Raw genomic sequence first — 13958 nt, forward strand, 5'->3', positions numbered from 1 at the left:
GCCAATGCTTATTTAGCCATTTCTTACTTGGCCAATTGTTATTTAGCCAAGTTTCTATCGTCTTTTATTGCCAATTACCTAATTGTGCCACTGCGCTCAAAACGAATACCTGATGGTAGCCACGTTGGTAGAAAGTCTTCTGGGGCTCTATCAAATTCAAAGCTCACCCAAATAAGAACCGCCTTTCCAACTAGGTTTTCGTCTGGAACGAAGCCCCAATAGCGACCATCCTCACTATTATCGCGATTATCACCCATTACAAAATAGCTATTTTCTGGCACGATCCATTCATTAATTGCCGTTCCAGGTTGTCTTGGCTGATAACGGGCAGTTTGATCGATTGATCGTGGATTGCGAAACAATGAATGTTGTTTACTGCCAAGACCTTCAGTGTACTCTTCAAGATAAGCACCGCGACTGATGTAGTCGCTTTTACCTGCATAAATTTGAGGTATAACCTTTTCAGTTGGGCATGGACTTTGGTCGACACAAGCCTTGGTGATATATAACTGCTTGTTACGGTAAACCACTCTATCACCAGGTAAACCTACAACGCGCTTGATAAAGTCGACATTAGGGTCGTCAGGAAATTTAAAAACAACAACGTCTCCGCGCTCAGGCTCACTTGTTTCAATAATCTTAGACCTGAAGATAGGATCTTTAATACCATAGCTGAATTTTTCGACTAAAATGAAATCTCCCACCAGCAGTGTCGGCATCATTGAGCCAGATGGTATCTGGAAGGGCTCATATAAAAATGAACGGAAAACCATGACTAAGGCAAAAATAGGGAAGAACTGCTTAGCGTTATCGACCAACGCAGGTAATTTAGGATCTGCTTCATCGCCTGACAGCTCAACGATAGAATCGTCGCCAAGAATAGCGCGTCTTTCGTTCAAGGCTATTTCTTTTCTTTTGGGCGCGAATAGAAGCGCATCAATTAACCATATTATTCCCGTAATAGCGGTCATCGCTACCAAAAATATTGCAAAATAGTTAGCCATTAATTATCCACCTTCAAGATTGCTAGGAAAGCGTCTTGAGGTAATTCAACATTCCCTACTTGCTTCATCCGTTTTTTACCATCTTTTTGTTTTTGTAATAGTTTCTTCTTACGGCTAATGTCACCGCCGTAACACTTCGCAATTACGTTCTTACGTAACTGCTTCACCGTACTTCTTGCTACGATATGATTACCTATCGTCGCTTGTATCGCAATATCAAACATTTGACGTGGTATAAGCTCACGTAATTTGTCAACCAAATCACGCCCACGCTTTTGAGCGTTAGCTTCATGAGTAATGAGAGCTAAAGCATCTACCCGCTCTCCATTTATCAAGATATCTAAACGCACCATGTTGGCTACTTGAAAACGAGTAAAGTTATAATCCAGTGAAGCAAAACCTCTACTGGTTGACTTCAACCTATCAAAAAAGTCGAGAACAACTTCTGCCATTGGTAAATCGTAAGTTACCGCAACTTGTTTACCGTGGTAAGTCATCGCGGTTTGCATGCCACGTTTCTCAACGCAGAGTGTAATGACGTTTCCTAAGTATTGCTGTGGCACCAATATATTCGCGGTTACGATAGGCTCTCGTATTTCATCAATATCATTGACTGGTGGCAGTTTAGATGGGTTATCAACTTGCAAAACCTCACCTTTTGTCGTCTTCACTTGATACACAACTGTTGGAGCCGTGGTAATTAGGTCAAGGTCATATTCGCGTTCAAGGCGTTCTTGAATAATTTCCATGTGCAACATGCCAAGGAAACCAATACGGAAACCAAACCCTAGTGCTGCAGAGCTTTCGGGCTCATAGAACAATGAAGCATCATTCAAGCTCAATTTTGCAAGTGCATCGCGGAAATCTTCATAATCATCAGAACTAACTGGGAATAAGCCCGCATAAACTTGTGGTTTTATCTTCTTAAAGCCTGGCAATGCTGTTGTTGCAGGAGCTTTAGCAAGTGTGATTGTATCGCCAACAGGCGCGCCATGAATTTCTTTGATTCCGGCGATGATAAAACCCACTTCGCCCGCTTTTAAAGTGCCAGTACTAGTTTGTTTCGGTGTAAAAATTCCCACTTTGTCTACTTGGTGCACAACGCCATTTGACATAATTTGAATTCGGTCTTTGGCATTTAACTGCCCTTGTACGATCCTAACCAGCGATACAACGCCTTGATAATTATCAAACCATGAATCAATAATGAGCGCCTGCAATGGTGCATCAACATCGCCTTCAGGGGGAGGAATACGACGTACAATCTCTTCTAAAACGTCTTCAATACCAATACCGGTTTTAGCTGAACAGCGAATCGCATCTATTGCATCAATACCCACGATATCTTCAATTTCTTCAGCGACACGCTCAGGTTCTGCCTGAGGTAAATCTATTTTGTTTAGAATCGGAACAACTTCCATGTCCAAATCTATGGCGGTATAACAGTTTGCCAATGTTTGTGCTTCAACGCCTTGCCCTGCATCAACTACAAGTAACGCACCTTCGCAGGCTGCTAAAGAACGCGATACTTCATAAGTAAAATCGACGTGTCCCGGCGTATCGATAAAATTAAGTTGGTATTTCTCTCCGTCTTTTGCTTGATAGTACAGCGTCACGCTTTGGGCTTTAATTGTGATCCCGCGCTCTTTTTCAATATCCATTGTATCAAGCACTTGCGCTGACATTTCGCGGTTAGTTAAGCCCCCACAGGTCTGAATAAGTCGATCGGAAAGCGTCGATTTACCGTGATCGATATGGGCAATAATACTGAAGTTGCGAATGTTCTTTAGTTGCATAAATTAGGTTACTTTTCCTGAAGTTACCGAGCTCTATATCTAGCCTTTAGGCGCGTTGTTTTGCCGCCTAACTTTAGCTCAGTTTTATAAGCGAAAATTAAAGTCGCGATTTTACCGTTTTATCGGAACAAATGCGAATGATTACAGCATTATTACTAAGCTTTAGTTCATTAATAAGCTATGGAGTTCGTCTTAATTTGTTAAGAAATGTTGCGCTGTTAATTTCTTAGTACGAATGAGACAGCTTGAGTGGATGTTTTTAATGTACTTTTTTCAGCGGTATTTCGTTTTTCATGGTAACAGTAGAGTCATTAATGGCGCCCAGGATCACTGGAGAGAACTGGCCTTTGTCCTGCCTTTTGGCGTATTTAGAAATTTGCCAAAAACTTAGGGCCGTCGCAGCAAAACCAAACAATATCTGCCACATCTCATGCAAGGATGGCAATAAATATTGAAAGCTGGTCACGCTTATAACAAGTACAAAAATAGGCAGCAAATACACTAAGGAAGATGCACCAATAAGTTGCTCCTCTGGTATTCCTAGTTTAACGCTTTGCCCAACTTTTAGCAGATGAGGTGTGCTCAACTTTAATAACTCAGGTTTCGCTGTAAACGCCTTGGCTACCACGCTTGTTCCGCAGTTTTTACTAACCTGGCAACTTCCGCACGTAGTTTTAATTTGGGTTTCAATCCAAACATCCGTGCCAGCTACTTTCTTTACAATACCTGTTTCTTCTATCATTGCTCTAGCTTAATTGATGACTTCAATTGATTTTGCCATACGCTGCGCCGTGACTAAAGGAATATCGCCAACGACCGTGACTTGAACTTTACCATCGGTTCTTGAATGAACGGTATTAGCCCCATTACTCAAGTTGACATCTTCTTGAAAAACCCCCGTGGCGGCTTGGATGTAAACAGATACATTCACTAAGCCATCACTGTACAAACTGTACTCCGCTACCTGACCTGTAATCGCTAATTGATGAATATCTTGCTTGACGGGCTTCATTCCCACAGGCAAAAACGCGACTCGCCATTCATGCTTCCTCTGTGGTGGATTAATAACGTCTATCACTCTTGGTAAATTGTCTTTTTGCAATTGACTGAATACTTCAGTAACGCGATCATCAATACGAAGCTGAGTCACTTGAATCTGCTGCAGGAGCTTTCCATCTAGCCCGTGCATATTGAGCTTTAATAACATGCCCGTTTCTTCGTCCAGCCACAAATGATAGCCATAACGTGTTTTATCAATACTCGTTATGCGGATCTGTTGAGCTGATCTCCCAGAAATTCGATTTCTGCCAACTAATAGAAATTGATAGCTTTTCTGAAGCTTTTGAGGGTCGTGTAAAAGCGCATCCGGAATCGGCCCGTCTATTGCGTTTCCATACATACTAAAGGGAGGATAACCAGGTTGGAACACACTAACGACATCGTTCACTCTGATATTCTCAAAGCCTGGACCATTTAATAAGCTAAGTTGCTCTATTTTTGTATCTTCGTCCATGGTGGCATGACGCCACAAAAAGGGCTGTGCATCTTTACCGGGAATGTTGAGCACGAAAGACACTTCGTAATTTAATGTGTCTGTTTGACGAGCAAGTCTCTGAAGCCAGCTAAGACCAGACATTGGATCAAAAACATCGTTAACGGCAAGTACGCCGTCTGCTACATTGCGAGCAACACCTTGCTGAATTTCAGAGTTTTCTGTCTGAGGCTTCGATTTTACTTGTTGGACTGTTTCATCATTTTTAGGGGCTGCTGAAGGATCGCCTGTGGCTTGAATTGCATGAGCCGGGAAAAGGCTTACTACAAAAAAAAGGAGTAAACTGCGCATGCAGAGCAGCTTACCTATATTTGCCCTACTACTCACGTTGTTTACTCCGTTTATTATGTTACTTTTTAGCTTGTTCTTCACTCAACTCATCTAACTCTGGCTTGTTTACTTGCCCGGTATTTTTGAGCTTCAATTGACGCTGATGATCTTCAATAAGCGCATTAATTTGACGTTGCTGCTCTAGCAATATCGCCATACCTTCGCGGTCAACACTATCGCTAGTGTTCAAACTAACAGGAGCTAAGCCACCTTGTGGACCAAATTCAGTTGGCGCAGTCAAGAATGGTTGCGTCTCTTCAGGTTGGTTGTAAGACTGGTAACTAAAAATCATGACTGCCGTCGCGCAAGCTGCCACAGCTAATTGTCCGCTTTGTTTGATCAAAGGAATAACAGAGGAGACAACTGGAAGTTCACGCCAAGTGCGTTTCGGAGTAACCATAGGTAACTCATTTTCCAATTGTTTTGCTATCTGTGCACTTATGTCGAAGTGAATGTCAGTACTCACTTCGTTACGGATACAATCCCTAACTAAATGATAACGTTTCCACTTGTCAGCGAGTTCGGTATCCTGAGTTAAGCTGTGCGCTATGTCAGAATCATTGTGCTCACCGTCTACAAATGCTGATAATTTTTCTTGCTCTTGCGTCATATAAGACATTCCTACTTTAACACGTTTAACGATACTTCGATTTAACAAATCTGGCACTTAAACGTGTTTATGTTTGCACTAAAGGCAGTATGACTTTGTCAATTGCTTCTCGTGCTCTAAAAATTCTTGAACGTACTGTCCCAACCGGACATTCCATCACTGCAGCTATTTCTTCATAGCTCAAACCTTCGATTTCGCGCAATGTAATAGCAGAGCGTAAATCTTCAGGCAAACCATCTATCGTTGCAAATAATTTTTGTTGCAATTCATCAGAGAGTAAAGCGCGTTCAGGAGAGTTGTTTTCCTTCAGTGCATCACTTCCATCGTAATAATCAGCTTCACTAGCATCAACGTCACTCGCCGGCGGTTTTCGCCCTTGCGATGTTAAATAATTTTTCGCACTATTGACCGCTATTCTATATAACCATGTGTAAAAGGCGCTCTCGCCTCTAAAGTTTGGTAATGCTCTATATGCCTTTATAAACGCTTCTTGTGTTACGTCGGCAACATCACCACTATTTTTCACGTACCTTGCTACTATGTTCATCACTTTGTTTTGATGACGAACAACTAACAAATTAAAAGCATTCTTATTGCCCTTTTGTACCTGTTCAACTAATTCTTGATCGGTTTTCTGCTCGCTCATTCGAGCCTCTACTCCTAAAACACATCACTTAAGGCTCATGCAAGTGTAGTAATAGACAGACACTTTATGGATAAGTTCGATATAAAGTTAAAATAATTTAAAAATAACCATCTGTTGTAATTTTTTACTAGATGATTAGTATGACGATACAACACAATTCTATATGTTACCTGAAAAACAATCTATGTCTCAAACAATTGAACATCGCTGTGATTTACTGATCATAGGTAGTGGTGCTGCTGGTTTAAGCCTTGCATTAAAAATGGCTGAATGTTGCGACGTCATCGTACTGAGTAAAAGTGACATCAATGAAGGTAGTACGCGTTATGCTCAAGGTGGCATAGCTGCAGTGTTTGACGACACTGACTCTATTGATAGTCACATTAAAGATACGCTAAATGCTGGTGCTGGTCTTTGCGATGAAGCAGTAGTGGCTTTTACTGCTAAAAATGCCAAACAGAGCATGGAGTGGTTAATCAACAAAGGCGTTCCTTTCGATCAAGAAAAAAATGAAAGTGGCGAAACCAAGTTTCATTTAACCCGTGAGGGTGGTCATAGCCATAGAAGAATATTACATGCAGCGGACGCTACAGGGGCCGCAGTCCAAGAGACACTGGCCGATAATGTTGCTAACCACCCTAACATTCATCTATTCGAACGCTATAACGCAATTGATCTCATCCGAAGCACAACGAAGCCTGACCAAAGTCTTGGAGCATATGTGTGGAATCGGAGAAAAGAACGCGTAGAAGTCATTCGTTCACGATTCACCACGCTTGCAACCGGTGGAGGCAGTAAGGTTTACCAATATACGTCAAACCCAGATGTTTCTAGTGGCGATGGTGTTGCTATGGCTTGGCGAGCTGGCTGTAAAATTGCCAATATGGAATTTAATCAATTTCACCCTACGTGCTTGTATCATCCCGATGCGGGTAATTTTTTGATCAGTGAAGCTTTGCGCGGCGAAGGTGCATTTTTGTGTCATCAAGATGGCACGAAGTTTATGCATAAATTTGACGAGAGAGCGGATTTAGCCCCTCGTGATATTGTCGCAAGAGCAATCGACTTTGAAATGAAGCGTTTGGGAGCTGATTGCATGTACCTGGACATCAGCCATAAATCTAATGACTTTATTAAGAAGCACTTCCCTAACATCTATCGACGTTGCCGCTCCTTAGGAATTGATATAACGACCCAGCCGATCCCAGTTGTACCTGCGGCTCATTACACATGTGGCGGTGTCGTGACAGATCTTGATGCGCGAACTAATTTGGCAAATGTCTACGCGATTGGTGAAACAGCATACACCGGCTTGCATGGCGCAAATCGAATGGCCAGCAACTCTTTACTTGAATGTATTGTATTTGCTCATGCCGCTGCGAAACATATTGTGCAGCGTTTAGACGGAGAATGGTTGGATGAACCAATAAAAGCGTGGGATGAAAGCCGTGTCATCGATTCCGATGAACTGGTAATTATTCAACATAACTGGCATGAGCTGCGTTTATTTATGTGGGATTATGTTGGCATTGTTCGCACTAACAAACGCTTAGAAAGAGCTTTAAGACGAATTAATTTGCTGAAACAAGAAATTGATGAGTATTACAGCAACTTCAAAGTAAGCAATAATATGTTGGAGTTAAGAAACTTAGTTTGTGTAGCCCAGCTAATTGTTACATGTGCTATGCAGAGAAAAGAAAGCCGTGGTTTACACTATAATCTTGATTACCCTAATATGCTGAACAAGCCTGAGCCAACTATTATTCAAAAGCAAATGTAGTTAACGAGTTAGTTGCTGACTACCCAATAATGACTTTAGTGCGTAAATGCTCTCTTTCCCGCGAGCGGCTTTTCGACCTGAGTGAAAAATCGAGCTCATGCTCAGCCTTATTTATGAACAACTCACACTGAGTTGGCAAATAAATAGGCTGCATAAATTGCGTTGAAAATTGCATCGGTGTTTCCGCTAGCATCGTCTTGCCATCGGACATTTCTTGCTTGATGACCATGGACAGACAAAGCGCTTTAGAATACATACCATGAGCTATAGCTTGTCTGAAGCCCATAAACTTAGCGCTCCACCGGCTAAGATGAATAGGGTTGAAATCGCCGGAAACTCTTGCATATTGGCGACCTACTCCGATTGGAAAATTCAATTTACTAGTATTGCTATAGGGTGGCTCAAGCCCTTCAATTGAAGGGATGACGGGTACTGCATGAGCTTGATTTACCGCGTCGTCCAAATCAACAACTTCGTCATGTTTCTGGCGCGATAAATAATATGAAGTCCCTGAAATAGCTAAGTTCCCCCCCACAAATCCTTCACTAACAACAGCGAAAACCCAACCTTTTTTGTGCCAAGTTATGCCATTGTATGAGGTCTTTAAATCTAGTGTTGCATTCTGTTCAGGCAGGAAATTGACATCAATATGATTTGCTAAATGTACAAGCCCCATAGGTTTGAATGGAAATGGTTTGCTAATCATCATTTCTAACTGCATAGGTAATGTGAGAACTTGAAGATAATTAGGGTGAATGACTGAAGCAATGCCAAGTTTCCAATCAACCGCTTTGTTGTAGCGCTCGCAATGTGAACTGTTTATTTTCACAGTTTTACTAAGACTGCTCGTTGGCAATATGGGAATAGCACCATCCGTATGTTCTGGTTTGTATAAAGCAGCCTTCAGTAAATCCATATTCATCATTTAATTAATTTTCCGTACTATTCTTGTCGCGTTCTCGTATCGTATTTGCGTGTTATTTAATTGTATCTTTCACTCTTTAAATAGCACGGTTTTATTAAGTAGTCTCTTTCATATTTCGCAATATTGTCGAAGTTAACGTTCTATAATGCCCTTCACTCATTTGCCATTTGAACAAAAATTTCTGACTGACTGAGTTTTTTTCTCTTATTAATCCATCATCTTTACTCGGATGATAATTTGCGTTTTTATTTCTTACAGAAGGATGACATTTTCGTAAAAATAAAAATAGACAAAACTGAGTATATCTTGAACGCGATGAAATAGTGAAACTTACTTCTGGCTCGAAATGATTTGATTCACCTGAGGTTGGATCAGTCTCGCTAGTTGCTTCACTGCCAGAGAGCTTTCCTCCCGCGAATAGATTGCTATAGTGAGATAATTGCTGTTGGTTCCCTAAATCAATGTAAAAGTGCTCTACTCGACGTTGGTTAAATACAATTTTATAGCCTACCCATAAACTTAAAAGTAGAGTGAAGGTGCACTGAAATAGGTAAAGTTTAACACTGAAAATGCCCCCCAATGACCAACATAAAACTAGGGGGACGACATATATATTTAGAAATTCCACTAAACCAAACTGATATCCAGTAACGATGATTTCTTGATAAATAGCACGACGCTCGATTATTAACTACACCTTGACTCTTTTTAAGACACGTTGAACCATCGCTGCTAAATCAGGATCGTCACATTTTTGATGCCCCATAAACCAGGCAAATAGATCTGGATCATCACACGTTAACAATCTTTCAAAAACGAGTTTTTCACCATCCGATAAATCGTCAAAAGCTTGTTCTACAAAAGGAAGGAACAACACATCCAGTTCAAGCATCCCTCTTCGACACGCCCATTTTAACCTTGCCACTCTTTTCGCTGTAAACATTGGTAACCTCATGTTTTAATTCGCTTGATAGTAGCATAACGAAATGCAATGCAGAACTGATCAAAAGACAATAAAATTGTAGCGTTATTATTGAGTAACATTGTAAAAAATTGGAAATAAACATTAGATGCATGGATCATCTTGCAAAGTGACGTACAATCCCAATATCAATCATAAATAGAAAGCGACAGCTCACTCATAAAAGAGCTGTTTGCAAGGTTAACCGCAATAGAGGCTAAATAATGTCATCTTCAAACGAGTTTATCACTCAGCTAAAAAGTCTTAGTTGTATTACATTTTCAGGCCCACAAGCCAAAGAGTACTTGCAAGGACAAGTTACGATCGATGTAACAAAAATGAGTAATGATAAAGCGCGGTTGGGCGCTCATTGTGATTTTAAAGGAAAGGCCTGGTCAGTTTTTACTGCCTTCCTGTCTCAAGATGTTTTTCATTTGCTCATGCACGAGTCGGCTTTGGAAAAAAGCTTATCCGAATTTAAAAAGTACGGTGTATTCTCAAAAGTCGAGATTGAAGATTGCGGCGATAATTTATATTTCTATGGCATATCCGGCTCTGAAATGTTGGCATCAATTAAGACAATGTTTACTGAATTACCTGAAGAGCACCTGAATATTGTAAGCAATGATTATGGCTTAGCAATCTGCTTAAACATTTCATTACCTCGCTACATTTTAGTTCTCAATTCGAGTGGCAAAGAAAAACTTGAACAACTAATTAGTTATAATAAGTTTGCAGAAGAAAGTGTGTGGGACGCCTTAAATATATTGGATGCCATCCCACTCGTTACAGCAGAAACTAGCAACGAATTTGTACCGCAAATGCTGAATTTACAAGCTATTGGTGGCATAGACTTCGATAAAGGTTGTTACATGGGGCAAGAAACGATTGCTCGCACAAAGTTTTTGGGGCGCAATAAGCGTGCGGCCTACATACTGAGTCGTCGAGATACAACTACGAGTGCTGAAATCGTGACAGGCATGCCCTTAGAGAAACAGGCTGGCGACAACTGGCGCAGTGGTGGTACCGTTTTACAAAGCGCAGAGCTAGACGGTAAAAAGCTAATACTCGGCGTGCTTGCAAATGACACACAAACCGGTGATGTGTTAAGATTAAAAGAAGTTCCAGAGCTTCAATTTGAAGTAAGTGCTCTGCCCTACAATATAGATTAAGAATAGGAAACAAGATGCAAATACAGAAAGATAATGTCGTTACTCTTCATTACACTGTAAGTACAACAGATGGCGACTTAATTGACTCATCTCACGAGGCGCCGCCAATGTCATTCCTGCAAGGCAGTCACTTTATGATTGAAGGTATCGAAGACGCGTTGTTTGGCAAAGTAAAAGGTGACAAATTTGAAGTTACTGTCGACCCGGACAAAGCCTATGGCGATCGTCATGATGATCTAGTTCAAGAAGTTCCTGCCGCAATGTTCGAAGATATGGACGTTGAAGTAGGTATGAGTTTTAGGGCAACAACTGACGACGGTGAACAGTCAGTGATTATAATTGATAAAACGGACACAACCGTCACTGTTGATGGTAATCACCCTTTAGCTGGAATGTCTTTAAGCTTTGATATTGAAGTAGTCGATGTTCGTGAAGCAACTGCAGAAGAAATCGAACATGGGCACGTGCATGCAGAAGGCGGATGTGGTCACACCCACTAGGCTATGTTGCTCGTGCATAGAAACAGAAAGTACAGAAATGAAAAGTACAAGTGAACTCGAAGACGCTATATAGCGTCTTCGTCTGTTTCACCCGTACGTATTCTAATAACCTGCTCAACGTCAAAGACAAAGATTTTACCATCTCCAATTTTTCCGGTCTTGGCATGCATCAAAATAGTTTCAACAGCGCGATCCACTAAATCATCCGGCACAACCAGCTCAATTTTAACTTTAGGTAAAAAATCTACGTTGTATTCAGCACCACGATAAAGTTCTTTGTGACCTTTTTGTCGTCCAAAGCCGCGAACCTCTGTCATCGTAATACCACTAACGCCGATTGAAGATAGTCCTTCACGAACATCATCTAGCTTAAAAGGCTTGATAATCGCTTCAATTTTTTTCATTGGTTTTGACATTCCTTATTCATGGTCATAAACGGTAGGGATAGGTAATCGTTTATGTTGCGTCTTTAAGTATATAGCTAAGAGTTTGTCATCGGCAACCTTATCAGTGCTTTTCCCTTCTAAAAAGTCATCAATTTGATCATAAGTTAATCCTAATGATGACTCGTCAGTCTTCTGTGGGGTCAATGATTCTAAGTCGGCAGTGGGTGCCTTCGTTATAACATTAACGGGTGCCCCCAAGTGATTTGCTATGCTTCTCACTTGGCGCTTACTTAGACCGAATAAAGGCGCTAAATCACATGCGCCGTCACCGAATTTAGTGTAGAAACCCGTTATATTCTCGGCTGAGTGATCAGTCCCAAGGACGAGTCCATTCATTAATCCTGCAATATCAAATTGTATTGCCATCCTAGTTCGGGCTTTTGTATTCCCTTTAACGAAATCGCTCTTTTGTGCTGAAAATTTGCTAACACCTGCATTTAACAGGCCATTCAGGGCACTTTCGTGTATGGCATCTGCGCCCAATTGTATATTCGCCGTGACCTGCAGACTCGGCTTGATAAAATCAACAGATGCCTGTGCATCATCCTCATCCGCTTGGGTGCTGTAAGGTAAGCGAACGGCAATAAATTGGTATTCTTCATCTGATTCAAGATTAAGCTCGTCAACGGCCAATTGAGCTAGGCGACCTAGAGTACAAGAATCAATGCCGCCACTTATTCCTAGAACCAAACAGCGCAGCCCTGACTCCGTTAACTTATCTTTAATAAATTGAGTTCGACGTTGAATTTCATGCTCGATATTGATTTCAGGCAAAACACGCATTTCTTTGATTACTTCTTGTTTTAACATGAACTCTTCCTTTATTAATGTGTTTATAGTTATCTTTCTTTTGCCAACGTTTCTTAAATATTGAGTGACAGCTTAGCTTGCACGACAGAAATTATATATCATTCAAAGAATCGCTAATTGCTTCCTAGGTATTAACAATACTAACCAGCGTTGTGAGTGTATACGCAAGAAAAACAAAAATAGCGTATAGTGTCGATTCAATTTATTGGGGGTCACTGTGTTAAAAAACAAGTTTACCACGCAGCAAAGTAAAACAGCTCAAAAAGGCGTCACGCTTCTTGAAATGATGATTACATTGGCAATTTTAGCGATTGTACTCACAGTTGTCGCGCCTAATATGCAAAGGTTCCTAATTAAAAATAGAATTACAGCTGAAATTAATGAAGTCAGTGGCATAATTCAATATGCTCGACACCTCGCTATTGACGAACAAACAAATGTGGTTGTGTGCCCGTCTGTCGACTTCTTGGAGTGTGGTACGAATTGGAGTAAACCCAAAATTGTTTTCATTGATTCAAATGCCGACGGCAATAGAGCTGCAGGTGAAGATCTGTTAGTAACAACTTCAGAAGCTTCAGATTCAACAATTATCACTGGGCCTAATTCTAGTATCCAATTTTTAGATACCGGTGCTGCCGATAAAGCTTTCTCAATTCAAATATGCCCCCTTAGTAAAGATGCTACATTCGCTCGAGCTATATCTGTATCATTGCAAGGACGAGTGCGAGTTAGCACTGATTCTGATGATGATGGTACTCATGAAGATAGTGATGGTACAGCTTTGAGCTGTGACTAAGCTTTAAAGTCGTCGACATATAAAGTAGAAGTTTTTAATAAATTTATTGGTGAAATACTGTACTTATTATCCGAAATATTATCTGGATAAGATTTTTTCACGTCACTCGAAACGCAACCCAAACAGTCCCATTCTTCAACGTTGTGGTAGATAATAATGTTCTTTTATGGCTGAGACTCCTCCAGTTATGCCTGAAGCTACTCCCGTTATGGCTGAAGCTCCTCCCGTTATGGCTGAAGCTACTCCCGTTTTGGCTGTCACTCCTCCCGTTTTGGCTGACACTCCTCCCGTCTTTACTGCGAAGGCAGTAATCTCCTTCTATTTACTATGATGCTGAGTCTAATAAATTCAGTAAAAGGCTTAAACGAATAGTATTTTGCGCAATTAGAAACCTTAGACATTAACGGAAATTCAAAAAGCTGAATTTTTACTTAGCTGAAAAGAAATACTTTTTTGAGTTCATACCTGGGGGATGGAGGTTCCTGCCTGCGCACTGAGGGCTCCCCAAAAATTTGAAAAACATAGTGGATTGTGATCTTATTATTTTCGCCAAAAAACAAATAAGAGATCCACTATGTTTAAGACACAATATTGCCATACTTTATTAAAATCGTCTTTCGAAAATTTAAA

15 protein-coding genes are annotated in these 13958 nt (G+C 40.8%); 5 read left to right on the forward strand and 10 right to left on the reverse strand.

From position 1 onward, the window contains the following. Positions 1–74: 74 nt before the first annotated feature. The 6 genes from lepB to rpoE form a co-directional block, all read right to left on the reverse strand. A complete protein-coding gene (gene lepB, locus ACKLNX_RS02930) occupies positions 75–1004 on the reverse strand; it encodes a signal peptidase I (RefSeq protein ID WP_412971154.1) in 930 nt (309 codons plus the stop codon). Beyond that, positions 1004–2800, reverse strand: a complete 1797-nt coding sequence (gene lepA, locus ACKLNX_RS02935) for a translation elongation factor 4 (protein ID WP_412971155.1) — start codon at positions 2798–2800, stop codon at positions 1004–1006. Before lepA ends, lepB begins: the two co-directional genes overlap by 1 nt. A 259-nt stretch (positions 2801–3059) precedes the next feature. Next, positions 3060–3542, reverse strand: coding sequence for a SoxR reducing system RseC family protein (locus tag ACKLNX_RS02940; RefSeq protein ID WP_412971156.1), 483 nt, complete (start codon positions 3540–3542; stop codon positions 3060–3062). 9 nt (positions 3543–3551) lie between these two features. Beyond that, on the reverse strand, positions 3552–4643 hold the full coding sequence (locus ACKLNX_RS02945) for a MucB/RseB C-terminal domain-containing protein (RefSeq protein WP_412971157.1): 1092 nt from the start codon (positions 4641–4643) through the stop codon (positions 3552–3554). A gap of 58 nt (positions 4644–4701) precedes the next feature. After that, the gene (locus ACKLNX_RS02950; RefSeq protein WP_412971158.1) at positions 4702–5349 is read right to left on the reverse strand and encodes a sigma-E factor negative regulatory protein; all 648 of its coding nucleotides are present in this window, start codon (positions 5347–5349) and stop codon (positions 4702–4704) included. 10 nt (positions 5350–5359) lie between these two features. Beyond that, positions 5360–5938, reverse strand: coding sequence for an RNA polymerase sigma factor RpoE (gene rpoE / locus ACKLNX_RS02955; RefSeq protein WP_411694885.1), 579 nt, complete (start codon positions 5936–5938; stop codon positions 5360–5362). A 184-nt stretch (positions 5939–6122) separates the two neighbouring features. Here rpoE and nadB point away from each other — a divergent pair, with 184 nt between their 5' ends. Next, the gene (nadB, locus tag ACKLNX_RS02960) at positions 6123–7718 is read left to right on the forward strand and encodes an L-aspartate oxidase (RefSeq protein WP_412971159.1); all 1596 of its coding nucleotides are present in this window, start codon (positions 6123–6125) and stop codon (positions 7716–7718) included. 19 nt (positions 7719–7737) lie between these two features. On the opposite strand, the gene ACKLNX_RS02965 is transcribed toward nadB, so the two are convergent. Together ACKLNX_RS02965 and ACKLNX_RS02970 are read right to left on the reverse strand one after the other, a co-directional pair. After that, positions 7738–8643, reverse strand: a complete 906-nt coding sequence (locus ACKLNX_RS02965; protein ID WP_411694887.1) for a MaoC/PaaZ C-terminal domain-containing protein — start codon at positions 8641–8643, stop codon at positions 7738–7740. 691 nt (positions 8644–9334) lie between these two features. After that, entirely contained in the window at positions 9335–9586 is a 252-nt protein-coding gene (locus tag ACKLNX_RS02970) for a succinate dehydrogenase assembly factor 2 (protein WP_411694888.1), read from the reverse strand. Between the two features lie 242 nt (positions 9587–9828). Here ACKLNX_RS02970 and ygfZ point away from each other — a divergent pair, with 242 nt between their 5' ends. Both ygfZ and ACKLNX_RS02980 read left to right on the forward strand, forming a co-directional pair. Next, positions 9829–10776 carry a tRNA-modifying protein YgfZ gene (gene ygfZ, locus ACKLNX_RS02975; RefSeq protein WP_412971160.1) on the forward strand — a complete coding sequence of 316 codons (948 nt, stop codon included), beginning with the start codon at positions 9829–9831 and terminating at the stop codon, positions 10774–10776. A 14-nt stretch (positions 10777–10790) separates the two neighbouring features. Beyond that, positions 10791–11276 (forward strand): FKBP-type peptidyl-prolyl cis-trans isomerase, encoded by a 486-nt coding sequence (locus ACKLNX_RS02980; protein ID WP_411694891.1) that lies wholly within the window; start codon positions 10791–10793, stop codon positions 11274–11276. A 65-nt stretch (positions 11277–11341) separates the two neighbouring features. On the opposite strand, the gene ACKLNX_RS02985 is transcribed toward ACKLNX_RS02980, so the two are convergent. Together ACKLNX_RS02985 and nadE are read right to left on the reverse strand one after the other, a co-directional pair. Beyond that, entirely contained in the window at positions 11342–11680 is a 339-nt protein-coding gene (locus ACKLNX_RS02985) for a P-II family nitrogen regulator (protein ID WP_411694892.1), read from the reverse strand. Between the two features lie 15 nt (positions 11681–11695). Next, positions 11696–12532 (reverse strand): ammonia-dependent NAD(+) synthetase, encoded by an 837-nt coding sequence (gene nadE / locus ACKLNX_RS02990; RefSeq protein ID WP_412971161.1) that lies wholly within the window; start codon positions 12530–12532, stop codon positions 11696–11698. 217 nt (positions 12533–12749) lie between these two features. Here nadE and ACKLNX_RS02995 point away from each other — a divergent pair, with 217 nt between their 5' ends. Continuing rightward, a complete protein-coding gene (locus ACKLNX_RS02995) occupies positions 12750–13328 on the forward strand; it encodes a GspH/FimT family pseudopilin (RefSeq protein WP_412971162.1) in 579 nt (192 codons plus the stop codon). 166 nt (positions 13329–13494) lie between these two features. Continuing rightward, the gene (locus ACKLNX_RS03000; RefSeq protein WP_412971163.1) at positions 13495–13659 is read left to right on the forward strand and encodes a hypothetical protein; all 165 of its coding nucleotides are present in this window, start codon (positions 13495–13497) and stop codon (positions 13657–13659) included. The last annotated feature ends 299 nt before the right edge of the window (positions 13660–13958 follow it).

Source organism: Glaciecola sp. MF2-115 (assembly GCF_047250385.1).
GTDB lineage: Bacteria > Pseudomonadota > Gammaproteobacteria > Enterobacterales > Alteromonadaceae > Glaciecola.

Excerpts from the sequence above, each read along its gene's own strand:
- nadB (WP_412971159.1), top strand. The coding sequence starts at position 6,123 with ATGTCTCAAACAATTGAACATCGCTGTGATTTACTGATCATAGGTAGT.
- ACKLNX_RS03000 (WP_412971163.1), top strand. The coding sequence starts at position 13,495 with ATGGCTGAGACTCCTCCAGTTATGCCTGAAGCTACTCCCGTTATGGCT.
- ACKLNX_RS02940 (WP_412971156.1), bottom strand. The coding sequence starts at position 3,542 with ATGATAGAAGAAACAGGTATTGTAAAGAAAGTAGCTGGCACGGATGTT.
- nadE (WP_412971161.1), bottom strand. The coding sequence starts at position 12,532 with ATGTTAAAACAAGAAGTAATCAAAGAAATGCGTGTTTTGCCTGAAATC.
- lepB (WP_412971154.1), bottom strand. The coding sequence starts at position 1,004 with ATGGCTAACTATTTTGCAATATTTTTGGTAGCGATGACCGCTATTACG.
- ACKLNX_RS02945 (WP_412971157.1), bottom strand. The coding sequence starts at position 4,643 with ATGCGCAGTTTACTCCTTTTTTTTGTAGTAAGCCTTTTCCCGGCTCAT.
- lepA (WP_412971155.1), bottom strand. The coding sequence starts at position 2,800 with ATGCAACTAAAGAACATTCGCAACTTCAGTATTATTGCCCATATCGAT.
- ygfZ (WP_412971160.1), top strand. The coding sequence starts at position 9,829 with ATGTCATCTTCAAACGAGTTTATCACTCAGCTAAAAAGTCTTAGTTGT.
- rpoE (WP_411694885.1), bottom strand. The coding sequence starts at position 5,938 with ATGAGCGAGCAGAAAACCGATCAAGAATTAGTTGAACAGGTACAAAAG.
- ACKLNX_RS02965 (WP_411694887.1), bottom strand. The coding sequence starts at position 8,643 with ATGATGAATATGGATTTACTGAAGGCTGCTTTATACAAACCAGAACAT.
- ACKLNX_RS02980 (WP_411694891.1), top strand. The coding sequence starts at position 10,791 with ATGCAAATACAGAAAGATAATGTCGTTACTCTTCATTACACTGTAAGT.
- ACKLNX_RS02970 (WP_411694888.1), bottom strand. The coding sequence starts at position 9,586 with ATGTTTACAGCGAAAAGAGTGGCAAGGTTAAAATGGGCGTGTCGAAGA.
- ACKLNX_RS02985 (WP_411694892.1), bottom strand. The coding sequence starts at position 11,680 with ATGAAAAAAATTGAAGCGATTATCAAGCCTTTTAAGCTAGATGATGTT.